Consider the following 26,349-nt stretch of genomic DNA (forward strand, 5'->3'; position numbering starts at 1 on the left):
GTACCTTACCTCATATTCGTCCAACAAAGAAGAGCCACCCTTCAAGTAGTTGATCTACTTGAGGATGGCTCTTCCAGTTGTTGACTAACTTTTATTTCTTCGTAAACCATTCGTTCAAAGCATCAATCGCAGTCTTCCCGCCTTTAGCGTCGAACTCTTGTGTAAATTTGTCGAACTCCGCCAAATCACGTTTACCCATAATAAATTTCATCGAATTCTCTTCAACATAATTACGTAATTCTGTGAATTTGGAATCGTACGCTTCAATAGATGGAGCAAAGTTCGTTTCCTCACGCGTTTTGTTGAACTTAAGCTGATGCGTGTAATAAGGCAACAAGCTCTTCGCTTTCAACCTTGCATCAATCCCGAAATCGGTATCTCCTAAGCCGTACATCGAACGCCAGCTAATTTTATCACTTTGCTCTTTGGTTTGCGTGTATTCTCCATTCGCCTCTGTATAATCCTCACCTTTAACACCGTAGTTAATCAGGATATCGGTTTCCGGCTTGTACAAGAAGTTCAGGTATTGAGCTGCACCTAGCTTGTTTTTAGCTTGCTTCGGAATGATAACATACTGCGTTGAAATGGAAGCATCTTGAATGCCCGATTGACCATTTTTGCCAACTGGAGGTGCAATAAACTGTACAGAACCGCCATCTTTCTTTTCCTGCAACGCTTTATCCACGTCAATGCCTGATGAGAAATACAACGTATTGAACACGGCTGTTCCGTTAATCAACTTAGCTTTGCTATCTTTGTTAACTGCAAATTCAGGATCCAATAATCCTTCGTCATACCATTTTTTAAGCGTTGTTATAAATTCCTTGTATTCCGGCTGCACCCAGGAGAATTTCAACTTCCCGTCTTTGACAACTGTGGGCGTGGATACACCAAAGGCAGCGGAGAAAGGGAAGAATCCATCAAAGAAAGATCCTGCACTTGAAGTCGCCATGGTTAGTGGCGCAATATTTTTCTTCTCTTTAATCGTCTTCATCGTTGAATAAAACTCATCGATTGTTGTTGGCGTATTCAAGTTTAATTCCTTCAAAATATCTGCACGCTCGAGAAGACCATTGCCTACCTTTAATGCATTGCGATATGGGATGGCATATATTTTTCCGTCATATCTTAAAGCATCCAAGGACTCTTTCGATGCCATCGAGGATAGATTCGGAATTTGCTTCGCAATCAAATCATCGAGAGGCTCAAGTGCACCTTGTTTGGCCAATTTAAAATAATCCGATTTGCCAGCAACCATCATCAGATCGGGCACATCGCCAGATGCAAAGATAATGGATATTTTTTGCGATGGGTTTTCATTCGGGAGCGACTCATATTGAATGTTAAACCCTGAGTTCTCTCTTAGTTTATTAATAATTTTGTTATTATTCATGGTGTCCGAACCTTTGAATTGCTCCATAACGCCATGATACAGTCGGGTGATTTTCAAATCCTTCAGTGCTTTCGCTTCCCCACCGCTTCCACTCGTTGCCGTTGCAGTCTTGTCTGTCCCAGCCTGGCCCGCATCCTTGTTTGTACTACACCCTGCCATGACTAGCATGCTTAGGATCACACTCATACTAATTGCTGCTGTTTTTCTAAAAACCATAAATTGAACCTCCCTATTTCATTATACATATGAAAGTTTGGATTGGGATGGATTATCCCTTAACCGCACCTAACATAACACCTTTGACAAAATACTTCTGGATGAAAGGATACACACAAAGGATTGGAAATACGACGCAGATAATGGCCGCAGCCGTGGTTGACTCTGGTGTGAGTTCACTTAGAATGTCCCCCGTCGTCATGTCTCCCGTCTTGGCATTCGTCACGATTTGCATCAGGAATACTTGCAGTGGCATGAGACCTCGATCGGTGATGTACATCATCGCTTGGAAGAAACTATTCCAGTAACCAACCGCATAAAACATGGAAATCGTAGCAATGGTTGGTATAGATAAAGGTAGATAGATCCAAGTAAGAACCCGTATATTGGAAGCCCCATCCATAATTGCCGACTCTTCCAAAGCCTCTGGCAGGCTCAGAAAGAAGTTGCGAACCAGGATTAAATTAAACGGTGCCAAGGCTAACGGCAGCATAATCGACCAGAGTGTATTCAATAACCCTAATTGTTTCACCACAAGGTAGGTAGGAATTAAACCCCCGCTGAAAAACATCGTGATGACAAAGAACAGCATAAGCCCTCTTTTTAAAGGAAACTGTCGTCTTGAGAGCGGGAATGCAGCCAATATGGTAACGGCCATACTTACCGCTGTTCCAACAACTGTAATGACCAGCGAATTCCAGAATGAGATGTAAAACTGTTTATACGAGAGTACGTATTCATATGAAGCAAAGTTGAACCCCTTCGGCCATAGCCAAATTTCTTTGGCTAACAGATACGTTTCACTGCTCAAGGACTTCGCAATAATATGGATAAAGGGTACAATGGTTGATATTGAGAGCAACGACAATAGGATGACATTCACATAACCGAATAGGGATTCTCCCCGAATACTTTTCATCACAAACCCTTCTTTCTCTGCCTTAGAAAATTCCTTCTTCCCCCATCTTCCTAGCAATAGCGTTAGCCACAATCAAGAGTACGCAGCCAATAACTGATTTGAATAAACCCGCTGCCGTTGTTAAACCGAATTGCATAGACCCTAGGCCTACTCGAAATACATACGTATCAATAATATCTGCCACATCATAGACGGTTGGGTTATACATAACCAGTACTTGTTCGAAACCTGCATCTAAGATATACCCGATTCGCAGCAAGAGAATGATAATAATAGTCGATTTCAAACCTGGCAGAGAAATATGCCAAATTTGTCTCATCCGATTCGCCCCATCGACAGTAGCTGCTTGGTACAACTCATCATTAATCCCCAGTAAAGCTGCTAGATAAATAATGGCTCCCCAACCCGCTTCCTTCCAGATATCCGAGCCAACGAGAATCCATCGGAATATCCTTTCATCTGACATGAAAAAGATCGGCTGAAATCCTAGCAATTCGATAATTCGATTGATAATTCCAGAGCTAGGAGACAACATATCAATAGCCAGACCGCCAATAATAACCCACGAAATAAAGTGAGGCAGATACGTAATGGTCTGAACCATTCGTTTGAACTTGACGAATTTGAGCTCATTCAGCAGCAGGGCTAGCACGATTGGAATAGGAAAGCCTATGAGCAGTTTCATCAAAGAAATCATGACGGTATTGCGTACTACCCTTGGGAATTCATCGAACGTGAATAACTCGCGAAAATATTGAAATCCCACCCAGTCACTGCCCCACACGCCTTGCATGAGATTGTAATCTTTAAAGGCAATGATGACGCCATACATCGGCATATATTTAAATAGAAAGATGAGAATGACTGCGGGCAATACCATAAGATACAGATCCCAATACTTTAGGAGTTTCACGACCCTCCCTTTTGTTACTGTCTTTTGACTACTTACGTGCATAGCATTTGTCTTCATCGTATGTGTTCTCCTTAGCTAACCAACTCTTCTCTATGTATTAATCATAGCTCTGTGGAAGATGAAAATGTAGACTAATCCTTCTACTTTAATGACCACAATTTCTACGTTTTTTCACGCAAAAAAAAGACACCAACAGCTCGTGTTGAATGTCTTTTTTCATCAAATAGCTTATCACTTGTTCATTTCACTCGGCTTGATTCCCCAATACTTCTGAAAGCTCCGTGAGAAGTAATTGCCATTCTTATATCCGACTCGTTCGGCTACTTCATACACTTTGCTCCCCGCTGCCAGCAGCTCCTTAGCCTTTTCCATCCGCAGTTTGAGCACGCTATCCGAGAAAGAGCTACCGGTCACCTCCTTAAAGATCCGGCTTGCATAGGCATAATTCATATACATCTTCTCAGCGACAAAATATAAACTTAGCTCTTCCTCATATAAATGGCGATCTACGAAAGCCAAAATTTCACTCACCGTAATATGTGTACTCGACTTTCGGCGCTCGCTAATCGATCGACTAATTCGCGCCATCATCCGATTCAGCCACTCCACGAGTTGCTCCTTAGCCAGCAACTGATTAAAGTTCATAAAATCTGTGTAATCCTCGGCAAGCGTTTCGCGTAAACTCCACCCGTGAGAATTAACAATTCGCGTCAGTAATGCCGTGATGCGAAGAAGCATCTCTTTTGCATCGGCAATGGGATGGCTCGGCGAGAAACCGACGTCCATTATCGTGCTGATGAGCTCTGACCTCTTGCTTTCATTACCCGTTTCCACAGCTATTTCAATGTCCTTCTCCAGATCATTCATATTCAACCATACTGTCTTCGAAGGCGCATCGTTTCGATATGGAATAACGGTTTCATTGCCCAGCACGATGCGTTCCTGCAGTGCCGTTCTACTCTGCTTATACGCTATAGGCAGCAAAGCCTGATCTTCCACACAAGTTCCAATGCCGGCGCTGGCTGTCAGCTTCAAACAGGATTTAACCGTGCTAAGCAGTCTGCCTAACTGTTGATTGACTTTGAGTTGAAATCCTGACACCTCTGTATTTGATGGGGCAAAGAAGATAATTGCCGTCAAACCGTCATCATCATGTAGAACGATACCGTCCATATCCTCCACGACATCCCGGGTGATATTAAAGAGAGAATACTGAATTAACGGCCGCTCCCCTGACTGGAAACGGACATCGGTTTCGGCAATCGGATCCATATCGAGCGCGACAGGTAAATAGATGTTGCCTGCTAGAGAGAAGCCGATCTCTTGACTGCGTTTCTCTAATTCCCAAGTAGACAAACGCCCGTTTAACCAATTTTTATAAAAAGATTGTTTAAGATGCGGCAGATGCTCTTTCCATCTCTGCTTCAGAAGCGCTATGTTATGAATGTCATTCAATTCCTGTTCACGAAGCTGCTTGGCTCTTAACACAGTTTCCAGCACAACCTCATTCTCTGCGGGCTTTACCAGATATTTAACAACACCATAATCGATGCTATCACGTGCATATTCAAAATGATCAAAGCCTGTTAAGATAATGACCTTCACATGAGGGTATTCAATCTTCAGCACCTTTGCAAGCTCAAGACCACTCATATCGGGCATATGAATATCTGTAATAACGATATCAATGAAGTCCTTTTCTACAGCCACGATGGCTTCCCTGCCGTTTCCCACAGCACCGGCAATTTCAATATCATAGTCTTCCCACGGAATCCCATAGGCAATTCGCTCTCTGACCTGGAATTCATCTTCAACGACGAGCAGCTTCATGATCTTCTTCCTCCCCCACTCGTATTGGAATGATTAAGGTGACCTTTGTTCCGAGTCCCTCTTCACTTTCAATCAGGACGTCCGCTTCTTCTCCATAATATAACTTCATTCTTGATTTCACATTTTTCATCCCAAAAAACTGACTCGATGGGCTTTCTTGCGGCACTCGGTAAAGCTTACTTGTAAGAATACTTAGCTCCAGTTGAATTTGCTTCAGCACGACGTCTGGCATTCCCATGCCTGTATCTTCTACATCAATAAATAAAAGATGTTGTTGAACCCTGGAGCGAATTCGCAGTTCGCCTTCAAACGGGCATTTCTCAAGTCCATGAATAATCGCGTTTTCTACAATGGGCTGCAGCAGCAGTTTAAGTACAGGGATGGCCTCAGAGCCTTTTTCTAGATCAATCTCAACTGAAAAGTGTGCAGTTCGCATCTGTTGAACACGAATGTAATACAGCAGATGCTGCATCGTTTCCTCTAGCGTAAAATGATTCCGTCCTTTTCCCAAACTAACTCTGAAAAATTTGGCCAAATTCAAGACCATTTCGCTGATTTCTTTCATTTTGTATTTGACGGCAACCGAATAGATAGAATCGAGCGTATTATAAAGAAAATGCGGATTAATTTGCGATTGCAGCAAGCTGAATTCTGACTTGGCTAAGCGCAGCTCCTTCTCATAATCCTCCTCGATCATAATTCTCTGAGACTCTGCCATCTGATTGAACCCGTTCATTACGAGTCCGAATTCATCTCTTCGATCATGCCTGATTTGATAGTTCAGATCTCCCTTGCCAATGAATTTGAAAGCGCCTGATAATTGACGCAAAGGTTTCAGAATTTGAATATACATCAGCCAAGCCGTCCACACGGCAAGTAGGATGCTAATTAGAATAATGAGGTAGGTAAACAATTGCAGGCGATGGGACAGCTTAAAAATTTCGGTCTTTGGCTGCTCTAATTGAATGGACCAAGAGCCGCTTGTTTCTTTCATCATGAACATGTCGGAAGCATCCGCTTGTTTTGCAGCAGCATTCGTCTCCAAGATCAGTCTGTTGTTATAAAATAAGGAGATGTTCATCCGCTCGGTCGTTTGGAGATGTTGAATAATCGTTTGGAGCGACGATTTGTTGACAGCAAATATTAAGATGTTCGGCTCTGGCGAATCTCTTAACACATCAAGCAATCTAATATAATAAATATTGGAGTCTTTCAAATAGAGATTCTGTTCCACGCTAGGATTTGAGTGCGGAATATAGATAACCAAAGTCCCAATCCCATTGACCACTTGCCTAAACCAGGCTTCTTCTTTTACCTTCGGCCATCTCATCGCACCCAGTTCCGTCGAAACGCCATTGCCGCTAGCCCCATGAACAATATAAGCCTCTTGAATGGCACCATTGATATTGGTAAGCGAACCCAACTGCTGCTGCACCATATGAATATCGTACAAATTATGAGGAGCAAGCGGATCTGCGATGTCTCTGAAAATACTTACAATGCTCGAATTAGAGCTAATTAGGAGCGTCTGTTGATCCATATTGTTAGCGATTTGTTCCATATAGGCAAGTGAGGTTAGGAGTGCGCCCTTCGTCCGGTCACTAATTTGCACATTCATAATCCCTTGCGAATAATTATTCGCAAACATACTGACACTGACAAGCGGAATGAGAATCAGCAAAAAAGTTAACGTAAGCTTGAGTTGTAAGGAAATTGAACCCTTTGTACTTTTCACGGTGCTTACTTCCTCCCTATGCCATTGCTTCTTTGTGCAGCTCTCCAACTTCCTGGAGGGCTGCCGTAATATTTGCTGAAAGCATGTGTGAAGGCATAAGCATCGGAATAACCAAGCAGCAAGGAAACCTCACTAATCATAAAATGCGAGGATAGCAGCTCGGCTGCCTTTTCCATTCGCAATCGATGCAAATACTGGAGGGGTGTTACCCCCATCTCCTCTGTAAACATCTTGGAGAAATAAGTACGATGAAGTGATAAGTAATCGGCAACATCTCGAACTGTAATGTGCTCCATATAATACGTGTCCATAAAAGCAACGCTTTTAGGAATCCAGTTTTCTTTGCCGGTCTGACTGTTGTCGGAGGGATCCGATGGAATCATAAGCCCAAAAGTGCGGTATAGGATGGAGCACAGCTCATTATGCCCTTTCATGTCGTAGTTGCGGGGAAGGAACAACTGGCGAAGCGTAGATTCAAGCTCCTTGGACATGACTCCGAACAGGTAAGGAGCGGCCTTGCTGAAGCCAGCGGCAGCAAATAGTTCTGGCACGTGCGGCCCGTCCATAGAGATCCAGGTCATCTGGAGAGCGCTCTCATTCGGAGCTAGTTGATAACGGTACGTACTCCCCGGCAACATCGCAAACACATCGCCCTTCGATAAAATAATGGGCTCTTTGTCGAAGGTGAACTCGACCTTCCCCTCCGTAATAAAATGCAAATTGTAGTACTCCAGAATTCGTAGACCTGAATGGTAGTTAGGCTTTGCGATATTTCGACCAAGGCGAAGGGGCCAGATGCCGCCTTTTTTGGCGAATTCGTCAGGGATGAACATCTGTGATTCATAAAATTCCTTTGCGGTTTCCTGCATGCCGATCACCCTCCTATCCGTTATCACTTCTATTGTAGCAAATGGTGAAGAGGAATGAACATGACGTAATGCGAAATAAAAACCTCTCCTTTGGGCATTGGCTTCTTGGCCCAATTGAGAGAGGTTTTTACTTTAGGACATATGAATGAAGATGAGGTCGTTCTCAATCGAGACACCGAATTTCTCTACCGTGACCTCATATGTTTTGGTGCGCATGGCCGCATCCGTGATCATGCAGCCTGTAGCAATATCAAATTCCCACTGATGCCAAGGGCAACGTACGATTTCACCTTCTCTGTCAAAGTGAAAATCACCTGGGCCTCCTGAAGTCACATAGGCCGTCACCAGCCCTTTGCATAGCTCTGCTCCTTGATGAGGACAAATATTGCGCAGGGCATGAAAGGCACCGCCAATATTATATACACCAACACTGCGCCCTCCAACCTCCACAATCTTATGCTGGCCTGGTGGAATTTCCCCTACTGTTCCCACTTGATGCTGTGTTCCTCGCTTCATTTGATCTCCTCCGTTTGGCGTGGAGGCAGACCATAAAGCTTCGCTGCATTCTGGTAGTAGATGTTATCCCATAGCTCAGACTCGAACTTGGGCAGCGCTTGGCTCGGTGAATCGTAATCCCAATGCGGGTAATCACTGCAGAACATCAATGTTTCTTTAGCATAGATGCTCTCTAACAAATGATCGAGGACCTCTCGGTTCGGCGTCTCCTCAAATGGCTGCGTCGTTACGCGGACGTGCTCACGGAAATATTCGCTTGGCTTCTTACGAACCCATGGGGTTTGTACGCGAAGTCCTTTCCATTCTTGGTCAAGCTTCCATAGGAATGGAGCTAACCAGAGTACGCCTGCCTCTTGCAGCACAACCTTCAGCGTAGGAAAACGCTCGAATACCCCGTCGAAGATGAAGCTGGCCAAATGCGCACCCATGACCGCAGGACGAGCACAACGCTGCTCAATGTAATGCGTCACGTATCCGGCTCCCGTGTGCGGGCCGTTAATCCCCTCTCCTTCTAATCCAACATGGATGGTGAAGGGGAGATTATGACGAACGCAAGCCTCATAGATCGGATCATAGTGCCGACTGCCGTAAGGAATCGTAGCTCCGCTGGAGACAACGACCTGAACCATGTCAGACCTGCCCCCAACGCGGTCAATCTCTTGTGCAGCAAGCTGTGGTGCCTGCTTCGCAATAAATACAGAGCCTCTCAGCCTGCTATCTCGCGCAAGCCAATGGTCAATGGTGTACTCGTTAATTGCCCGGCAATAGGCAGCTGCATAATCATAGTTCGGATTGGCATGAATGGCATAGCCTTCCCCCGTCAGAATGCCATACTCGACATTGTAGCGGTTCAAATGCTGCCTCTGCATCAAGGCTAGATCACTGCCGGCAGAGCCGCCGCCTTCGGGATAAGCGTCAGCCATTCGACCGCCAACGCCCCCATTAAAATGCATACCGCCTGGCAAAGCTGGTCCATATTGCTTAATGAGCTCTTGATACGCTCGCGGCAAATAGGGCTTAATGGCATCCAAACTCGTGCCTTGATGAATGTCGCAATCAATAATGGAACGTTTCAGCTTCGGACGCTGGTCTGATTGTAACTTTGTTTCGGAATTCGAAGTCTGCATCTCTTGTGCCCCTCCAACAGTTTACATTAGATAGCAGGATGTGAGGTCATAGCCGCCAACCATCCTGGCTTCTTGACTCTAATGTTACGTTTCTGGTGTCGAAACAACAATGCTGTCGTGTCTTGTATTTTTTGCGATTTTGTAAGGTGTATCGTATCGGTTATGGAATTGCTCTAACGTAAATATCATCAAAGTAGGCCTGCGCAATATGGGTGTACACACCAATTTTCCCTTGTGAAAACGTACTGTCAGTTACACTGATCTTGAGCGTTCCATTGACATAGGCCTTAAACAAATTCCCGTTCACTTCAAGCTTGAACTGATGCTGAACACCCGTACTTAGCGTAAGCGCCACAGTGCCAAGCGTGCTATCCGAGTCGTTGACAAGCTTTCTAAGCGTAAGCGTATGGGCGTGATCATCATAATACATGTAATAAAAGTTTTTGCTATCAACCAATCTGGCAATCAGCCCCATACGTCCGTATATACTGCTCCAGCTATTCGCTTTTACTTTTGCCTCGACGCTATAATTTTGCCATGATGTATCTCCTGCTGAGGCTTTGGACCCTCCATAGCCTAAATTGTCCGCATAATAAACTTGCGACCCTCCGTCTGATACGATGTTGAAGAGGCCGTAATGTTTCGTCCAAGCGCTGGTACCATTCTCAAAACCTTCATAAAAAATGATATCCGAAGTAGTCACCGATGCCGTACTGCTCGCAGCCGAATAGTTCCCAGATGGGTCAAATGCTTTCACTGCATAGTTGTATGTAGTTAGTGCCGACACAGCCGTATCTGAATACGTGTTCACATTCCCGTTCAATGTCGCAATTTCAGTGCCATTCCGGTACACTTTGTACCCGGAAACGCCAGCATTATCTGTCGATCTGTCCCAAGCGACACTCACCTTCGTTGAGAATGGAGAGACAGCCGTCACATTAGCTGGCGGTGTTGGAGCGGTCACATCGGTGCCAATGAGCGGCTCATACACCAACTCGAAGCCATATCCTTTGTCGGTTTCAAGCGGAACCGTAATTGTATCGCCAACTACACTGATCGGAATTTCCTGCAATCGTACACCATTCATTGTAAGTTTATAGGCTTTGTATGCGCTCGGTGTTTTGGTTGTCTGCAGCTTCACTTCCCCTGTGCCGTACTTCGCCAGCGTCGGTAAAGTTCCACGATAGAAATAGGTCACACTGCCAACCGTCTCTTCACGCTCTCCCGTTCCCGCGGCATCTGTCGTATAAATGATCAACATTCTGTCGCTTTCATCCAGCGGCTGATCGTCTAGGGAAGCTACGGATAAGGTTGCTTTCGGCAAATTCGCCTCCATGGTGATCGGGCCAAGCTCATAGCTGTTGTTGTTCATCGTTCCTGCAGCAGCTGCCACGTAAGGCGTGTTAATGAAGTAAGTATTTAAATTAAGGTCAAAAAGCAGCTCTCCCGTGTCAGAAACCAACTTGTTGGCATTCAAATTGGCAAGCATACTTGTTTTGAGGGCGGTATCATCAATTGCGTTGATGAACGTCTCTGCGACTTGCTTCATTGTCATACTGTTCGTAACCGTAATCTTGTTGGCTGCAGGAATATCACCGCTTGCAATCTGCGCATCTGTGAGGTCCGGCGTAATTTTATAGATCGCATAAGGCTCTCCCGGCTTATCGGCATAGACGGTTACCGTCTTGAACAGATGCGGGATGTACATGCGATTCTGCTCAGGAGATTCATTTTCCGTAGCAGAAGAATGGGTACTGACATACGTTTTGTCTCTCACAATAACAAATTTAGTATCCGCCGGCGTGAGATGAGCTTGCCGGAACACAAGCGTACCTTGGTATTCCGACATCGTAGCAATCGCATCCGTCAGGGAGTCAAATGAAGTCTCTCCGCCCTGTCGCGATGGATTTATGGCTTCACTAACACGGCTTACGTAATGAAAACGGTTCAGCATATCCCAACCTTGGTACGCACCAGCAGCAGCCGTCATCAAGCCAACATCGTCCCGTCCCTTGTTCGGAAACTCGTGATTGAATTCGGTTAAGGCAAAAGGCTTGTTATACAGCTGTCCTAGCGCAAGACCGGGAATATAATTTTTGAAAATAAACGAACCATACTGCGGCACATAATTTGCACTGGATGCTGGATCAAAGATCATGCTGTAGCGCGGATGTGTTAGCGGCTTGTAGGTGAAGGAGTCTTTTCTGCCATCAACAAGGCCATTATACAGATGTGTTTCATGAACATCTGCTTGCGTCCGCCAGTAATTTGCTAAGGAGTCATTGATGTAGTTAATACCGCCGATTGGTGCTTGAACCCCAATGGTGTCCTTGAGATAGGACTTCATGGCACCATAAGTAGCAAATTGCTTCTCTGTAAAGTACTCGGCCAGATCGTTCTTCATGCCCGAAGGCGCGCCCCAGAAAGTATCCGGGAACGTTGTAACAGTCGGACGGCCTTTGCCAACCAAGAACGTGTTAAAGTCATTCATCACCCAGGCGTTAAAATTCGGGTTCGAATAATTCGCATTGTAAAGAATGACTTCGTTCATCGGGGACACGCCCATGATTTGAGGCTCATCCTTCAAGGCAACTGTTGTATACGGATTCACATGATTAAACAATTGATAGGCAAAAGATTGCCAAATGGCTTGCCCATCCGGCAGAAGCGTGGCCAAGTATTTGGATGCAGTTGAACCATATACACTTTCACCTATGCTAGGTACATTTTTGAAATTTGCAAATGCTAAGATATCCAGATCGATATAAATGCCGCGTGCCTTTAGCAACGCATTAAAATAATCAAAATTATCCATCTTGGTTGGATTCAACGTTACCGTTGTGGACGTGAGTGGCTGCATGAGCCCTTTAGCCCAGTCATAGTTTTGATCGATGGACGAGTACCGCACCACATTGTAGCCCATCGCAGCAATTCGGTCGGCCATGATGACCATTTCATCCTTAGTTGGGTCTGTCCCGTAACTACCGTTCAAGTTCCCGCCATAGAATTTCACTTTCGTACCAGGCTCATTCTCAAAAAAATAATCGCCGTACACATCGATTTTCACCGACCCCTTAGAACCCGCTGGTGTATGATTCAGAATAGACAAATCCATGGCACTGCCAGGGACAACCGCCATCGTGGTATCCAGGGGCCGCCAATTACTGTCTGCCACAATCGTTGCTGCGCTAACTGCTGGAGCATGGCCTAAAGTTCCAACAAGTGGCAGTAGTACGGCTGTAATCATGAGTCCTGCAAGCTTTGGTATGATCTTTTTTCTCATCTTTCATTCCTCCTACTTTCGTTTGATACTTCCGTTAAAACCATAATGAAAGCGCTTTTTAAAATAGGGCTGCCTTCGTGGTTTCCACATCACTCCCCATGTATGTCGTGAAATGCTGGATGTAAAACACTGTGCCAGCCTAATATAAGGGATTTCCCATGGAACCAACAATGATCGTTTGTCTTACGGTTTTGTGATTTTGTAGGCTGTGGGCCGTTGGCGGTGCAAAACGTACGTCTACACGTCCCTCTGGGGCGGAAGTAGCTGGGTTAGCTGGATTTCTTATGCGTCCCAAGTTGCATGTTGAGTCAGCGAGATTTCCTATGCGTCCCAAGTTGGATGCTGAGTCAGAGTTTGCGGAATAACTGGATTTTCTACATCTATTTCAGGCTAAAATGAGCTTGTGGAGAGATTAACTGGATTTCCTACAGCTAATTTGGCTCAAAGTGTCCCGTTTGACGAATTTGGCCTGAAATAACGGGAGAAAATCCAGTTAATTGTCAAAATGGCGGGATTTCGCTTTAATTAGCTGCATAAAATCCAGTTATTTCCTTTGGCTTGGTGCCATGTCGGTTAATGTCGATGCCGGGGTTGGGGTTGGGGTTGGGGTTGGGGTTGGGGTTGGGGTTGGGGTTGGGGTTGGGGTTGGGGTTGGGGTTGGGGTTGGGGTTGGGGTTGGGGTTGGGGTTGGTGCTGGGGCTGGGGCTGGGGCTAGTGCTGCTGCTGCTGGTGTTGGTGTTGGTGTTGGTGTTGGTGTTGGTGTTGGTGTTGGTGTTGGCGTTGGGGTTGGGGTTGGGGTTGGGGTCGATGTTGGTGTTGGTGTTGGTGTTGGTGTTGGTGTTGGTGTTGGTGTTGGTGTTGGTGCTGGTTCGGGTGCTGGTGTTGGGGCTGGTGCTGGTGTTAGTGCTGGTGTTGGTGCTGGTTCGGGTGCTGGTGTTGGGGTTGGTGCTGGTGCTGGTGCTGGTGCTGGTGTTAGTGTTGGTGTTGGTGTTGGTGTTGGTCTTGATGTTGGTGTTGATGTTGGTGCTGGTGCTGGTGCTGGTTCGGGTCTTGGTGTTGGTGTTGGTCCATAACCACGCTGAAAACCACAAAAAAGACCGGCCGCGTGGCCAGTCTTTACATTCGTAAAGCTATTTTCCAGCGGCATACTCAGCTGAAATCTTCTTAAATACCTCATAACTGCGATTCGCACATTCCGAAATCGCGATCGGATGGAATCCTGTCACCTCGGCATATAACTTATCGTTAAGCGGCTCGACCCACGAGGCCGGAAGCTTGTCAGCCCCTAGCTTCGCACCCATAATCGATCCAACGGTAGCGCCGTTGCAGTCAGTGTCCCAACCACCTAGAACCGATGTCGTAACAGCTAACTCAAAATCGTCCTTAGCAAAGATCAGCGACGCAGCAACCAACGCTGCGTTATTGTTCGTATGAACACAATGATAGTGCTCGAACGCATTCCAAATCCGCTCGACTAAATCTAATTGATCAACCGCACTGCGTGCAATGTCCACAGCTTGCCGAATATCTTGAGCCAATCGGCTATTGCTAGGAATTTCGCTAAGTCCAATTTCCACAATGCGTTCATTATCAGTTTCGTTAAACGCCGCTGCAATCATGGCAGCCACGAACATTTCCCCGTAAATACCGTTCTTCACATGGGAAAAGGAGGCATCCCGCCATGCTAATTCAGCTGCAAGCTCTGGGTTACCCGCGGCACCGTAAGCAAAGCCATCGGCTCTGATTTGAGCGCCAATCCACTCCCGATACGGATTTAACCATGTTCGTACCCAGTCACTCTTCTGTGCCCAGTCCGCTGTTTTTTCACCTTGCATGTGAGAGGTTACTTGGGCGAAATTCAAATAAGATTGCGTTTCTGCTGTACATACTTGCTGATAGCTAAGGTATTTATGCCATAGCTTACCAATATCCCAACTATCGAAATTCAATCCTTTTTCCTCTAGAAGAATCAAACCTAACACGGTATAACGGATATCATCGTCGGTTTCCATAAACTGAATGTTTTCTTTCCAGCTTTTCTGGCACCAGTCATTCACTTTCAAATCATACTCGACTGACGCTCGTGAAGTCCCCGGGGTATATCCGCTAATTGGCCAAGCATCCGCGCCCTTGAACCATAGCTCTATATTCTTCCAGCCGTCTCTTCCACCACTGCCATACATAAATTGACCATTCTCAAACGGTTTACCTAATGCACACCCGATACTCCGGCCGAGCCACGCACCCTGGAATTGATTGCGCCATGCAGCTTCGGATTTGTCAGCCGGTAATTGCCTAGGCCCTTCAGGCCGTGTCGCACGAATGCCAGCCAAGTCGGAAGGCTCCTGATAAGGGAAGTCTGCACGAATTTCAAGCGCCATCAACTGCTGGTACACGGCCATTAGCTTCGCATCATCATCTTCCGCCGCGGCCCACTTGTCCAGAAATCCGCTGACATCGCAGCCCTCTTCTCCCCTTTGTACAATTTCTAAACGCACAATATCCTTTAATTTCTCCCAGCCAGCCATTGTTTAACCACCTTTATTGATTAGATTTTAAGCTGATTATACGAATTTGGCTTTAACGAATCTTCTCAATTTCTTTCACACTTCTCAAAATAACTGCTTCACGCCAAATTGTTTACGATATTCCTGAGGGGATAGTCCGGCATCCAAGCTAAAGGCTCGATAGAAGGAGGCCAAGCTCTGAAACCCACTGGAAAAGCTAATGTCTGCGATACTAGCTTGGCTCGTGACAAGCTGTTTCTTAGCTTCGCTAATCCGCAGCTGTGTCATATAAGCGATAAAGCTGATGCCTGTATGCTCCTTAAAAAGGCGGCTTGTCCGCGCAGTGCTCCAACCTAGATGCTCAGCAACATCCGTAAGTTGAAGGGGTTCTTGATACCGTTCCTTCACAAAAAGCATCACTTCTTTAATCTCGCGCTGCGAATTGGACATATGCTTCCATTGCTCATTGCTGAAGGCACTCCTGTAATGCCGAAGCAAAATAACACCCAACTCTAGCAATTTGCAACGCGAAATCGTGAGATAACCCTCCGCTTTCGCGTTAAGCTCCTCATAAATCTGTTGAATAAGGACGCCGATTTGCCCCGCAAGCGAAGTTCCAGCCCCAATATGATTCTCAAATCTCTCTGACCGATAGGCAAATGGCAGCAATAATTTTTCATCCTCTTCAAGGAAGAGGCTCGGATCAAAATTCAAAAAAATATATCGGCTTGGATCATGCTGCGCGGATTGAGCAATATGAAGCTCCGTATTATTAACAATAAAGACATCGCCTTTGCGAACTTCGTAAAGCTTATTTTCAAAAATAAATTGCCCTCGCCCTCCCAGGCAATAGCCAATTTCCAAGCTAGAATGAAAATGAAGAGGTTGTGGATACGGTTTTGGACACCACGAATACGCATTAATTGGAATGAGATTGTCATACTCTATCTTCTGCTTCAATGGGTTTCAATCCACCTTCGAAATTAAGTTAGTTCTATTTTACCATCAGCAAAAATGTTGTGGTACATAAAATGAACGTCACATTTTTACGAAATTGTAATGTCTCGCCCCTCATTTTTATGCGATTGTTATGCGCGAAGGCGTAAGCTTAGTCCTGTAGACAACAGCGCAACAAACAAATCCAATCCACTTGAGGAGTGTTTCTCGATGAAAAATAATAAAAAAGTTCTAGCCGCTCTTACGATTTCAGCAACTGTCGGACTATCCGCCATTCTTCCTTACCATGCCTTAGCAGCAAATCCATTCACGGATTCCGCAAATGTTACAGGAATCCAGACTGCAATTGAGCAATTAGCTGCGCAGCAGGTGCTGTCCGGTTACGAGAACAATACGTTCAAACCTGATCAAGCGGTCACACGCAGTGAGATTGCCAAAATGGTAGCCCTCTCCTTCCACGTAAACACGGCAGTGGATGCAGCGACAGCTAGTCCTTTTCAAGATGTGACATCCAAGGATTGGTACTATAATTACGCTATTTCCCTACAGGCACTAGGCGCTATGACTAGTGTGTCGGGCCAACAATTCGCCGGGGCGCAAACGATCTCTGCCGAGCAGTTGAGCAGCATCATTGCGACGGTGCTTCAAGTTGACGGTGCAACGATTCGTCAGTTGCCAAGCTACGCATCACTCAGCAGCCAAGTAACACGCGGTCAAGCTGCCTTGCTTCTCGTCGAAGCTCAGAAAGTAGCTCCTGTTCGTGTGACGAAGTTGGAGGTTTTGAATGGTATTTCCCTACAGGTGACCTTCTCAGCACCGATTCCGACGGCAGAATTAGAGCTGGAGCCAGCGTCCAAAAACTTTGTTTTCGACAATGGACTTGCCATCAATAACGTGCCGCGCTTAAAAACAGGCGCTGTATCCACGTACATTGTTCCAGTTCCAACACAGAAAGCAGGCACAACGTACTCACTGTCTTATAAAGGTCAACCTGCTGTAACATTCACAGCCAACACAGAGAAAATCCGTTTGGATTCCACAGCTCAGGTCGCCAATGATCTATTTGAAGTTGAATCCCATCTAACTGATGGTGTTGCGGATTATGGTTATGTCATCGCGGCGTACAGCAAAGGCCGTCCGGGTTCATTTATCGTTGACGAAAATAACCGATACAATGGCACGACTTACCAAATCCTATCTTCCATGCGGAATCGCCAAGTTCAAATCACCCCTGATGGCGGTGCAACAATGACAGCTAATTACTTGCCATTCACGCAAGCAACCGATGGTCGCCAAGCGCCTAAGTTCATTTTGCCTAACGGAGAAACCTTCAAACCTGGTGTGACTTACACCGTTTCCGCAGACTGGGCGACTTTGAAGAACCCTACTTTTACGGCCAAAGAAATCGCTCCGCTAGAGCTTCAATCTGTAGCAGCAGTAGATACGAAGACGATTGCAGTTACACTAACGCAAGATCCGAAAGATGAAATCTTCGTTTCACGCCGCGTAACCCTAACAGCTGCCGATGGTACAGTTCTAACGGCTGAATACAGCTTGACGACACGCAAAGGTGCCGTTGGCACGTTCACGCTTCTCAATAATGCTCAGTTGGTTCCAGATACAACGTACACAGTTGCGCCAGTGGGTGCATGGGCTACAGCAACAGGCGTCACTTTAAATTTGAAAAAGTAAGCAGCGATCATACAATCGAATAACGAAAAGATAAGGAAGACGACCTGTACTCAGGTTCTCTTCCTTACCTTTGTTTGCTAAACTTATCCACAGGTACTCTTTCCTTAGTTTATTTCACTCTAAATTTCCGAGGTGACCCCTATGATGTTTATGAAAAATAGTTCCCTATTCGCACGTTTAACACCGCTTGCGCTGTTTCTTGTCTTGATTGGCTGTAGCAGCCAACAGCCGAGCGCAGTGGGCACCATCACTCCCACGAAGACATCAACACCATCTCCAACTGCTGCAACACAAACGCCCACGCCAAGTTCCTTACCTGCGACTGCGAGCCCTTCGCCTTCATCGGGTACGACTACAACCCTCATGGTGACGCATTCAAAAAGTAACTACATGTCGTTCCTCGATCCCGCTTCTGGTCGGATGGAGAAACTAGTCGTAGGTAAGGCCCCTTTTGCCATCGCAGAGGGTCCGAATCATCGCGCTTATGTATCGACAGCCGAAGGGGTTGCCGTCATCGATACGAAGCTCCGTACACGGCTTGCTCTTATCCCTTATCAAGCTGATGTGGGTAAACCACGCTTTGGTGAATACCGTTCGGGCGGTATGGGAATCGCCGTGTCGCCAGACGGTAAATTCGTCTATGTCGGTGTGTATCTCGATGGAGGTAAGAGCCAACTTGAAATCCTGGATACCGAAAAGCTCGCAATGACGGGCCGAGTTCCTGTTGGCGTTCGACCTTTTGATGTTGTAAGCAGCCTCGACGGCCGCGAAGTCTACAGTATCGACCACGACGGCTACACGGTGACGGCTGTCGATCCTTTTACCCTCAAAGGTCGCACATTAGAGGCTGCTCCTTTCGGTAAAGGCGGCTTCGAGAAGCCGCACTACGCCGCCGTCCGTGCAGATGGCCGCCTACTTCTGCCTTACCAAGGCCGCGGCCTTGTGGTACTTGACCCGAAGAACGGAAGCTACACAACGGAACCCTTGACGGGGAACACCCATCAAGAGGGAGTTACGCTTACCCCCGACGGCAAGCAACTGCTGATCGTTGGCATCGGCTCGGCAGGCAGTGCGACGGGTAAGCCTAATTTGACTGTACTTGATGTGAATACCTATACAGAGAAGATTCTTCCGTTAAGTCGCATGCATCAAATGGTCGCCAGCAGTGCCGATGGGCATTATGCCTATCTGACGGGAGGCGTCACTTATGCTGATACCGGCTGGAATGGCATGACGGTAGTCGACCTGTCAGCAGGAACGACACGCGAATTCGAGCTGCCTGACTACCCGCTGGATGTACAGCTTATGACGAATAACTAGCATCAGCTGATATTTGCCCCCTTTGCGGCACACCAATTCCTCACAAAAAGCTATCCGCATTTACGGATAGCTTTTTTTATAGGAACATCCTTCAATTATTGATTTAAACGATACATGTTAGCCGGCTCCGCAAGAACATTGCGCGCATACGCCAAGAACTCGGTGAAATGCTCCGATTTATTATGACGATCGATCGCTTGCTCATCCCGCCACTCCTCAAGCATAGCAAAACTACCAGGTCTAGACACATTCTCATAAAGGTTGTAGCTGATGTTCCCCTCCTCGGCTTGCGTAGCCGTAAGCAGCAAATTAGCCTTATTCAGGAAGGTCTCGCGCTCCTCCACTTTCACTGTCATTTGTACTTGTAAAATAATCATGGTTATCTTCCTCCTATTTGAAATCAAATCCCTGCTTCTCAAGCATATCTCTTACTCGCGGATAATAGATCCGGTTGTATATGGATGACACGGTTTGTGACCAGTTCCTCGTTTCTTTTCCATTCGTACGTTTCTCCATATAGACAGAAACTTCATCGTCATATTGTTTAATTAAGCCCTTAAGTTCGGTATTATACGTTTCTTCGTGCCAAACAGCCGCTTGCGGAAGACGATGCTTCTTATCCGAGGTATCAACAGGGTGACCAACCACGAGACCGCTGACTGGGAACACATACTCAGGCAGACCTAGCAGCTCGATGAGCTCTAGAGGCTGTCTTCTCACTCCTCCTATCGGTACGATTCCAAGCCCTAACGATTCAGCCGTAGCTATCGCGTTACCCATCGCCAGACCTACATCTGTGGACCCTACGATAATGGACTCTGCACCATCCGTAACGACTAATTGCTCGCCGTTAAGCTCCGCGGCAATTTTAGCTCGATAAAAATCCGCACAAAATAGTAAAAAAACGGGAGCTTGCTCGATCCAAGACTGATTGCCGGCAAGCTCTGCAATTTTCGATTTCGTTTTCGGATTTCGAATGCTGATTACGGTGACTTGCTGTCCATTAATGGACGAAGCTGCTGCTTGTACTGATTCTATAATCATCCTCAAATCCTGATCGCTTACCGGTTGTTCGGTATAGTTTCGGATAGAGCGATGGTTGATGAGCGTATGATAGACATCATTCATTTAAATTAACCCCTTTAGTCATAATTTTGTTCAGTTGAATTTAGGGCGTATATGTTACACTCATTCTTATCCGCTGGGACGTTCTCGAGGTATTTAATACCTCTGATATCTGACATAGGCAATTAATGACACTAATATATAATTGATATTTGCAACTATTACGCAAAAGGCCACCTTCTTTCTAGGAGCTTCTAGGAAGAAGGTTCTTTCGTAAACGGAGTACTGCCCAATGCCGTATTCATGAGACTAAGCGTTTCAAATACTTGTTCATGCTTCTCTTCCGGAATACCCGCGAATACATTGCGCAAGTATACGTCCATGGATTCTGCGATGTGCAGCTGTTTCATCTCGCCATCCGAGGTCAACGACAATACGACATAACGCCGATCATTGGGATCGGGTAGTCTATTGACCAAATCTAGCTCAACGAGTTGCTGAACTTGTCTGCTAAGTGAGCTTGTATCCGTAACAAGCAGCCCGGCAAGATCATTAAGCGATAAGTTCGGTCGCTTGCCTAACTCGTATAGAATATGGCTCTGGATGACTGAGATGCCGCAGTCATGGGCGCCGTCTTTCTGTAATAGTCCAAACACTCTCACAAGCCGCTGGAAGGTTTCCCTTACGTTAATATAAGGAGAATTAGTAGTCATTGTCATCACCTGAATGAAGTATAACATACAATAGTTGATAATTACAACTAATATGGGCAGCCTCCGCCGGGAACCGGCGAAGCGAACCAAAAAGCTGCCTCTCCGTCATTAGATGAACTGGAACGTCACCGGTCACAACGCCTGTCTCACCTCAAGTTCATAATCCAGTTCGAACTGACAATTTTGAAAGCGGAACCATTACGAACTGGAATTTAAAATACGGTGACTGGAACGTTATAACGGATGGCAGTAAACGTCTAAATACGACGACAACTACCGGTGTTTCCATGGCAGTGTACAACGATGCCCCCTCCTCCAACTACAGTTGGGCAGACAGCTCTGTGCAAGGAACGATCAAGTTCAACGGCACGACAGGCAATTCCGGTCTCGTCGCGCGATATGTTGACGTTGTCGGTGCTGCTCCTACGAATTACTACTATTTAAGACTGAATGCAACCAATAATCGAATTGAACTTGTGAAAGTCGGCACGACGACGACCACTGTTCTTGCCTACTCCCCTGAAACGATTGTTTCTGGAACCGATTACAAGTTGAAATTTTATTTATATGGCTCCACATTGAAAGGATATCTGAATGGCGTGGAACGACTCTCTATAAGTGACGATGAGTTTACACTTGGCTCCGCAGGTATTCGAAGCGAAGATCAGGGGATCAGCGTCGATGACTTCATGGCTACCCGTATTATGTACAGTGACGATTTGGAATCTGGCAATGCTAGATAGATGGACGTTGGATACAGGCACTTGGTCTGTAGTGACAGATGGAACGAAAGTCCTGAAGAATACCTCCATCACCGCTGAAGCGCGTGGATTCGCAAGCAGTGCCTTGTATGCCAACGCCTTTGTCTCAGGCAACATCAAGCTGCTCACTAACACAGGCTACGCCAGCCTCATGGGTCGCTATACCGACAGCAACAACTTCTACATGCTGCGCCTTGATAAAGTGGCTGGCAAACTGGCGATCAGCAAAAAACAGAACGGTGTCGTGACAGATCTAGCGTCCTATCCGCTTACGATTAATATTAACCAATGGTATCGAATGGAGCTTCAAATGATTGGTAATCAATTGAAGGGTTACTTGAATGGCGAAGAGAAATTGAGCGCTACTGACAATGCTCCCCTTCCCGCAGGCAAGGTCGGCGTTCGCGCTTACACAGCCAGTTTCGAGGTCGATAATCTATTTGTAGAAGCAAGATAATTTTTTGAAGAAACGCTATTACGATTGCCTGCCGTCGAGTTAAGAAACTGCTGAGTAGCTAAAGTGGAAAAGGCTGTCCAACGTCCGTTCAGACTTTGAACTGCACCTCAATTGTTAGTTGTGTCTAACATTTGGGGTGCAGTTCACTTTTGAAACAGCCTCTTTTTTTAATAACGGATGAGTTAATAAACCTGCCTCCTGCTATCTAACTGGATTTTCTCCATCTTTTTGAAACGGATTTCTCGAATTTGAAAGATTAACTGTATTTCCAGTAGTTATATTCCTTCGATTTGCTCGATTCTTCATAAGACATACCTATTAAATGTATTTTTTCCATCTAATCCCGAAAATACGTCAGATTCGAGCAAATTAGCTGTAGTTTATACATCTAAACAAGAATCGGCAGTCACCTTACGTTCGCAAGCCACAAACCAAACTCAAATCAGCTACAATCCCCCTTCGCCATATAACCAACGCCAGGGTAGGTCACAATTAGCTCCTGCCCTTCGGCGTGGGCCTTCAGCTTCTGCCGAATTCGCGCGATGGTAACACGCAAATACTCGACCTCATCGCGGTACTCGCTTCCCCAGATCTCGCTCAACAACTGCTCATGCGTCATGACTTTGCCTTCATGCTGCAAGAGTAGAACGAACAGATTGTACTCTGTCTCCGTAAATTTCACTTCCGCTGTGCCTAGTCGTATTCGGCGCTGAGCTAAATTGACGTTAACAGGTCCAACGGTCAATTCACTTACCGTAGATGGCGCTGGCATGCGTCCATCCAAACGACGAAGCACGGCATTGACTCTGGCAAACAGCTCGTCCAACGAGAAGGGCTTGGTCAAATAATCATCTGCCCCGAGATTCAACCCCTGTACTTTATCCGCGCCATTGCTCCTTGCGGTTAGCATAATGACAGGCACACTAGAATAGGTACGCAGTCTGCGCAATACTTCGAAGCCATCCATCCCTGGCATCATTAGATCCAGCAAAATCAAATCCGGATCGACAGACTCCGCCTTCTCCAACGCCTCAGCCCCGCTTTGACAGGCCACCGTTTCAAAACCTAAAGACTTCAAATTCGCCGCTATAAAACGAATGATTTTGGGCTCATCGTCGACAATCATGATTTTCTTTGCGCTCATGCCAGCTCATCTCCCCCATTAAACCGCGGAATCGTAAGTAGGAATCGGCTTCCCTCACCCAGCTGGCTTTCAACCTGAATGGTTCCGCCATGGGCTTCCATAATTCCTTTGCAAATTGCCAACCCAAGCCCTGTGCCCCCAGTTTGACGACTGGACGATACGTCCACGCGATAGAAGCGATCGAATAATTTAGTCAAATGTTCCTCTGCAATGCCGATCCCATTATCCTGCACGTGAACGTAGACATACGTTTCATCCGCGTGCGTGGTCACCTTAATGATCGGTTCCCGCTCGTTATATCGAACCGCGTTGATGAACAAGTTCAAGAATACCTGCTCCATACGGAGCTTATCTGCAAAGACAAGCGGAATATCCGCAGGCAGCTCAACCTCGAACTGCAACCGATCCGCGCTGATATCTTCAGGCAGTCGATGTCTAGCACTTTCGATTACAGCGGCTAACTTCAACGGTTGTGGATGAATCCCCATCGCACCTGATTCGATTTTGGATATATCCAGCCACTCATCAATGAGATCTTGGATACGGCCTATGTCCTCATGGATGCCCTCAAGCAGCTCCAACTTAAAGTCCTCATCCCAGTGCGCGTCCCTGCGCAGTAAGGTTTCCACCCCACCGCGAATACTCGTAATGGGGGTTTTGAATTCATGCGATGCCAGGGAAATGAGATCGTTCTTCAACGCGTCGATTTCATGCTCCTTCGTTCTGTCACGCCACACATAACCGCGGCCAAATACCCGCCCCTCCCGCGCAACCTGAAACGCGGATACCATCATAAAGCGTGGCTTGCCTTGCACTGTTTTCACTGTTAAGGCGCTTTGTACCCTAGGCTCCGCCGTCAACTTACGCAACTGGAGCTCGTCCTGATCCTCAGGCAATAGCTCAGCAATTCGCTCAAATAAATCAGCCTCTGGCATATTGGATAATTCGCCCATTGGAATCGCGAAGCTTTCCGCCATCTGATGATTGGCATACAGCACGTTATGCTGCACATCAATCAGGACAATCGCATCAGACATGCTTTCTAAAACAGCATTCAACGTCGCGTGCTCGTCCTGCAATCGCTGGGTTCGCTCCTCCACGCGATGCTCAAGCTCGCTATTCAACTGCAGCAAGGCACGTTGGTTTTCCTTGATCTGCGCGGCCATGCGGAAAAAATGCTCGGCAAGCTGATGCAGCTCTGCGGGCGCTCCGCGCGGAACCGCTTTCTGGTCAGGCTGGGCGAACGAGCCTCCAGCTAGTCGCTGTGTATAGCCGACTAAAGCATGAATCGTGCCGTTTAATCTTTTGGCCAATAAACTGCCTAGCAGTAGGGTTAAAATGAGCGTGAATACGACCAACAGCAACGTGATCCGTAAAGATTCCGTGAATGCTGCGTTGACAGCGGCAGTCGATCTGCTTACCCATACGATGAGATTCAAGTCTGGGATCAGCTTATAGGTAATAAGTTCTCTATGTGACGAGGTGCTTAATGTGTAGGTGCCCTCGCCTTGTTTTAACATTTTGGCGTCTGCAACGACAGGCTCTTTCGATAAATCCGCCATGGATTCCGTTAGCGCCGCATTCGGATGGTAAATGGGCTTGCCAGCATGATCCAAAACGACAGGATATGTCTCTGTCCCATAATCATATTTCGTGACGAGCGTCTTGATTGGCGCTAGTTCAAGTACAGCCAACACGAACCCATCTACTTGCTTGTTGCCTTTATAGATCGGTACAGCAATCGCTATTGCCGGTTGGTTCAAGCTCTCAGGACCTTTAAATAATGAAGATATAATGGCTTTCTGCCCAGTCTTCACACGAGCCGTGTAGTCACGAGCGTTAACATCCGCACCAATCAGATTCGTTGACATCTGGTGTGTGGCTTTGATCATTCCTTTATCATCGATTACGTAAATGCCTGTGAATCCCGCCAGATTCTCTTGCAAGGACTGCAGCTTCAAAGTCAGGCTCTCCCGATTTCGAAAAGCCGCATCCGATGCCGAAATCGTAGCTGCCAAGGTTTCAACGGCATTGCGATGATAGGACATGTAAGCTTCAACCGCGTCTCCAAGGCGATACGTCGTTTGGCGCTGGTTTTGGTTCGTTTCCTGTGTGATATGCTTAATTTGCGAAACTTGGAAGCCGCCTAGAATCAGGATCGGAATCAAGGCCATTAGAGCAAATGTGATCGTTAAATGTGACCTCATGGAATAATGCTTCAATAGGAAATACCCCGCTCTCCAGCTCAAGCTTATGCTTGGCTTTCCAACTTATTTTACCACTGTCAAATTTGTAATGAAAATGAAATCTAACTTTCATGTTGTTTTAATGTAACTTGCCTATAATAAAGACCAACCCCCCTTTAAAATATAAACTTAGACCCACAGCCCGTTGCTGTGGGTCTCTTTTTTTGGCATACTAGTTAGACACTATACACCAAAGGGCGGCTATGTATGACAACACCTGAGCATGAATGGATGACGACCAAATTTCGCGGGATCAAGAATGTCATTTCCTCCTATTTAACACAGGTGCTGCCTGAGTTTCAGATATCACCGATCATGATGTACGTCTTAGAGTATCTGCGCAAGCATCCAGACTGCATCGCGGTGGATATTGCCAACGAATTCGGGCTAACCCGCGGAGCGATTACACAGCTATTGGATAAAATGGAAGAACAGGGACTCCTCGTCCGCAAACCCCATCCGACCAGTCGCCGCAGTCATCTTCTACAAATGACGGATAAAGGGAACGAACTCATAATCCACATCCTTGCTGCGTATAATACGAAAATCGAACAACTCTTCACTTCTTATACAGAAGAAGAGCTCGCTACATTGCAACAGCTATTAGCTAAAATGCCTGTTTAAAATCCCAACAAACGTTGGGATTTTTCATTTTCCAGTTGACGAATTCGGCATCCAGGTATATT

General features: G+C 46.3%; 22 protein-coding genes. 6 read left to right on the forward strand and 16 right to left on the reverse strand.

The genetic code is table 11. The features are described 5' to 3' along the window. Positions 1-91: 91 nt before the first annotated feature. From HQN88_RS20845 to HQN88_RS20885, 9 genes are all read right to left on the reverse strand, one after another. Positions 92-1,609, reverse strand: coding sequence for an extracellular solute-binding protein (locus tag HQN88_RS20845; RefSeq protein WP_173116121.1), 1,518 nt, complete (start codon positions 1,607-1,609; stop codon positions 92-94). A gap of 52 nt (positions 1,610-1,661) precedes the next feature. Beyond that, positions 1,662-2,528, reverse strand: coding sequence for a carbohydrate ABC transporter permease (locus HQN88_RS20850; protein ID WP_173116123.1), 867 nt, complete (start codon positions 2,526-2,528; stop codon positions 1,662-1,664). Between the two features lie 22 nt (positions 2,529-2,550). Beyond that, positions 2,551-3,498: an ABC transporter permease gene (locus tag HQN88_RS20855; RefSeq protein ID WP_246320369.1), complete on the reverse strand. Its 948-nt coding sequence runs from the start codon at positions 3,496-3,498 to the stop codon at positions 2,551-2,553. A 174-nt stretch (positions 3,499-3,672) separates the two neighbouring features. Next, the gene (locus tag HQN88_RS20860; RefSeq protein WP_173116125.1) at positions 3,673-5,271 is read right to left on the reverse strand and encodes a response regulator transcription factor; all 1,599 of its coding nucleotides are present in this window, start codon (positions 5,269-5,271) and stop codon (positions 3,673-3,675) included. Continuing rightward, positions 5,252-7,006, reverse strand: a complete 1,755-nt coding sequence (locus HQN88_RS38460) for a sensor histidine kinase (protein ID WP_173116127.1) — start codon at positions 7,004-7,006, stop codon at positions 5,252-5,254. Before HQN88_RS38460 ends, HQN88_RS20860 begins: the two co-directional genes overlap by 20 nt. Positions 7,007-7,011: 5 nt before the next feature. After that, on the reverse strand, positions 7,012-7,875 hold the full coding sequence (locus HQN88_RS20870; protein ID WP_173116129.1) for an AraC family transcriptional regulator: 864 nt from the start codon (positions 7,873-7,875) through the stop codon (positions 7,012-7,014). Between the two features lie 132 nt (positions 7,876-8,007). Continuing rightward, on the reverse strand, positions 8,008-8,391 hold the full coding sequence (locus HQN88_RS20875; protein WP_173116131.1) for a Rieske (2Fe-2S) protein: 384 nt from the start codon (positions 8,389-8,391) through the stop codon (positions 8,008-8,010). Continuing rightward, positions 8,388-9,518 carry an amidohydrolase family protein gene (locus HQN88_RS20880; protein WP_173116133.1) on the reverse strand — a complete coding sequence of 377 codons (1,131 nt, stop codon included), beginning with the start codon at positions 9,516-9,518 and terminating at the stop codon, positions 8,388-8,390. The genes HQN88_RS20875 and HQN88_RS20880 overlap by 4 nt, the downstream gene beginning before the upstream one ends. 160 nt (positions 9,519-9,678) lie before the next feature. Beyond that, positions 9,679-12,801, reverse strand: a complete 3,123-nt coding sequence (locus HQN88_RS20885; RefSeq protein ID WP_173116135.1) for a fibronectin type III domain-containing protein — start codon at positions 12,799-12,801, stop codon at positions 9,679-9,681. Positions 12,802-13,298: 497 nt separating this feature from the next. Here HQN88_RS20885 and HQN88_RS37370 point away from each other — a divergent pair, with 497 nt between their 5' ends. Continuing rightward, the gene (locus HQN88_RS37370) at positions 13,299-13,874 is read left to right on the forward strand and encodes a hypothetical protein (protein WP_216855773.1); all 576 of its coding nucleotides are present in this window, start codon (positions 13,299-13,301) and stop codon (positions 13,872-13,874) included. A gap of 57 nt (positions 13,875-13,931) precedes the next feature. Here the strand turns inward: HQN88_RS37370 and HQN88_RS20895 are convergent, their stop codons facing one another. Further along, positions 13,932-15,329 (reverse strand): ADP-ribosylglycohydrolase family protein, encoded by a 1,398-nt coding sequence (locus HQN88_RS20895; protein ID WP_173116136.1) that lies wholly within the window; start codon positions 15,327-15,329, stop codon positions 13,932-13,934. 84 nt (positions 15,330-15,413) lie between these two features. After that, positions 15,414-16,268 carry an AraC family transcriptional regulator gene (locus tag HQN88_RS20900; protein ID WP_173116138.1) on the reverse strand — a complete coding sequence of 285 codons (855 nt, stop codon included), beginning with the start codon at positions 16,266-16,268 and terminating at the stop codon, positions 15,414-15,416. 207 nt (positions 16,269-16,475) lie between these two features. Between HQN88_RS20900 and HQN88_RS20905 the strand changes: the two genes are divergently transcribed. Beyond that, the gene (locus tag HQN88_RS20905) at positions 16,476-17,957 is read left to right on the forward strand and encodes an S-layer homology domain-containing protein (protein WP_173116140.1); all 1,482 of its coding nucleotides are present in this window, start codon (positions 16,476-16,478) and stop codon (positions 17,955-17,957) included. Between the two features lie 141 nt (positions 17,958-18,098). Next, positions 18,099-19,277, forward strand: coding sequence for a hypothetical protein (locus HQN88_RS20910; RefSeq protein ID WP_216855774.1), 1,179 nt, complete (start codon positions 18,099-18,101; stop codon positions 19,275-19,277). 95 nt (positions 19,278-19,372) lie between these two features. Here the strand turns inward: HQN88_RS20910 and HQN88_RS20915 are convergent, their stop codons facing one another. The 3 genes from HQN88_RS20915 to HQN88_RS20925 form a co-directional block, all read right to left on the reverse strand. Beyond that, positions 19,373-19,654: a putative quinol monooxygenase gene (locus tag HQN88_RS20915; protein WP_173116142.1), complete on the reverse strand. Its 282-nt coding sequence runs from the start codon at positions 19,652-19,654 to the stop codon at positions 19,373-19,375. Positions 19,655-19,667: 13 nt separating this feature from the next. Continuing rightward, positions 19,668-20,405: an NADPH-dependent oxidoreductase gene (locus HQN88_RS20920; RefSeq protein WP_173116143.1), complete on the reverse strand. Its 738-nt coding sequence runs from the start codon at positions 20,403-20,405 to the stop codon at positions 19,668-19,670. A gap of 191 nt (positions 20,406-20,596) precedes the next feature. Next, positions 20,597-21,055, reverse strand: coding sequence for a MarR family winged helix-turn-helix transcriptional regulator (locus tag HQN88_RS20925; RefSeq protein WP_173116145.1), 459 nt, complete (start codon positions 21,053-21,055; stop codon positions 20,597-20,599). A gap of 287 nt (positions 21,056-21,342) precedes the next feature. On the opposite strand from HQN88_RS20925, the gene HQN88_RS20930 reads away from it, so the two are divergent. Beyond that, positions 21,343-21,798, forward strand: a complete 456-nt coding sequence (locus HQN88_RS20930; protein WP_173116147.1) for a hypothetical protein — start codon at positions 21,343-21,345, stop codon at positions 21,796-21,798. Then, positions 21,737-22,273 (forward strand): LamG domain-containing protein, encoded by a 537-nt coding sequence (locus tag HQN88_RS20935; RefSeq protein ID WP_173116150.1) that lies wholly within the window; start codon positions 21,737-21,739, stop codon positions 22,271-22,273. Before HQN88_RS20930 ends, HQN88_RS20935 begins: the two co-directional genes overlap by 62 nt. Before the next feature lie 442 nt (positions 22,274-22,715). On the opposite strand, the gene HQN88_RS20940 is transcribed toward HQN88_RS20935, so the two are convergent. Then, positions 22,716-23,417, reverse strand: a complete 702-nt coding sequence (locus tag HQN88_RS20940) for a response regulator transcription factor (protein WP_173116152.1) — start codon at positions 23,415-23,417, stop codon at positions 22,716-22,718. Next, on the reverse strand, positions 23,414-25,624 hold the full coding sequence (locus tag HQN88_RS20945; protein ID WP_173116154.1) for a sensor histidine kinase: 2,211 nt from the start codon (positions 25,622-25,624) through the stop codon (positions 23,414-23,416). Before HQN88_RS20945 ends, HQN88_RS20940 begins: the two co-directional genes overlap by 4 nt. A gap of 246 nt (positions 25,625-25,870) precedes the next feature. Between HQN88_RS20945 and HQN88_RS20950 the strand changes: the two genes are divergently transcribed. Further along, positions 25,871-26,287: a MarR family winged helix-turn-helix transcriptional regulator gene (locus tag HQN88_RS20950; RefSeq protein WP_173116156.1), complete on the forward strand. Its 417-nt coding sequence runs from the start codon at positions 25,871-25,873 to the stop codon at positions 26,285-26,287. Positions 26,288-26,349 lie beyond the last annotated feature (62 nt).

This window comes from Paenibacillus qinlingensis (assembly GCF_013204845.1).
Classification (GTDB): Bacteria; Bacillota; Bacilli; order Paenibacillales; family NBRC-103111; genus Paenibacillus_E; species Paenibacillus_E qinlingensis.

What these genes read in the sequence shown, in the direction of transcription:
- HQN88_RS20845 (WP_173116121.1), bottom strand. Translation starts at nt 1,609, where the DNA reads ATGGTTTTTAGAAAAACAGCAGCAATTAGTATGAGTGTGATCCTAAGC.
- HQN88_RS20850 (WP_173116123.1), bottom strand. Translation starts at nt 2,528, where the DNA reads ATGAAAAGTATTCGGGGAGAATCCCTATTCGGTTATGTGAATGTCATC.
- HQN88_RS20855 (WP_246320369.1), bottom strand. Translation starts at nt 3,498, where the DNA reads ATGAAGACAAATGCTATGCACGTAAGTAGTCAAAAGACAGTAACAAAA.
- HQN88_RS20860 (WP_173116125.1), bottom strand. Translation starts at nt 5,271, where the DNA reads ATGAAGCTGCTCGTCGTTGAAGATGAATTCCAGGTCAGAGAGCGAATT.
- HQN88_RS20870 (WP_173116129.1), bottom strand. Translation starts at nt 7,875, where the DNA reads ATGCAGGAAACCGCAAAGGAATTTTATGAATCACAGATGTTCATCCCT.
- HQN88_RS20875 (WP_173116131.1), bottom strand. Translation starts at nt 8,391, where the DNA reads ATGAAGCGAGGAACACAGCATCAAGTGGGAACAGTAGGGGAAATTCCA.
- HQN88_RS20880 (WP_173116133.1), bottom strand. Translation starts at nt 9,518, where the DNA reads ATGCAGACTTCGAATTCCGAAACAAAGTTACAATCAGACCAGCGTCCG.
- HQN88_RS20885 (WP_173116135.1), bottom strand. Translation starts at nt 12,801, where the DNA reads ATGAGAAAAAAGATCATACCAAAGCTTGCAGGACTCATGATTACAGCC.
- HQN88_RS20895 (WP_173116136.1), bottom strand. Translation starts at nt 15,329, where the DNA reads ATGGCTGGCTGGGAGAAATTAAAGGATATTGTGCGTTTAGAAATTGTA.
- HQN88_RS20905 (WP_173116140.1), top strand. Translation starts at nt 16,476, where the DNA reads ATGAAAAATAATAAAAAAGTTCTAGCCGCTCTTACGATTTCAGCAACT.
- HQN88_RS20910 (WP_216855774.1), top strand. Translation starts at nt 18,099, where the DNA reads ATGATGTTTATGAAAAATAGTTCCCTATTCGCACGTTTAACACCGCTT.
- HQN88_RS20915 (WP_173116142.1), bottom strand. Translation starts at nt 19,654, where the DNA reads ATGATTATTTTACAAGTACAAATGACAGTGAAAGTGGAGGAGCGCGAG.
- HQN88_RS20920 (WP_173116143.1), bottom strand. Translation starts at nt 20,405, where the DNA reads ATGAATGATGTCTATCATACGCTCATCAACCATCGCTCTATCCGAAAC.
- HQN88_RS20925 (WP_173116145.1), bottom strand. Translation starts at nt 21,055, where the DNA reads ATGACTACTAATTCTCCTTATATTAACGTAAGGGAAACCTTCCAGCGG.
- HQN88_RS20930 (WP_173116147.1), top strand. Translation starts at nt 21,343, where the DNA reads ATGGCAGTGTACAACGATGCCCCCTCCTCCAACTACAGTTGGGCAGAC.
- HQN88_RS20935 (WP_173116150.1), top strand. Translation starts at nt 21,737, where the DNA reads ATGACTTCATGGCTACCCGTATTATGTACAGTGACGATTTGGAATCTG.
- HQN88_RS20940 (WP_173116152.1), bottom strand. Translation starts at nt 23,417, where the DNA reads ATGAGCGCAAAGAAAATCATGATTGTCGACGATGAGCCCAAAATCATT.
- HQN88_RS20945 (WP_173116154.1), bottom strand. Translation starts at nt 25,624, where the DNA reads ATGAGGTCACATTTAACGATCACATTTGCTCTAATGGCCTTGATTCCG.
- HQN88_RS20950 (WP_173116156.1), top strand. Translation starts at nt 25,871, where the DNA reads ATGACAACACCTGAGCATGAATGGATGACGACCAAATTTCGCGGGATC.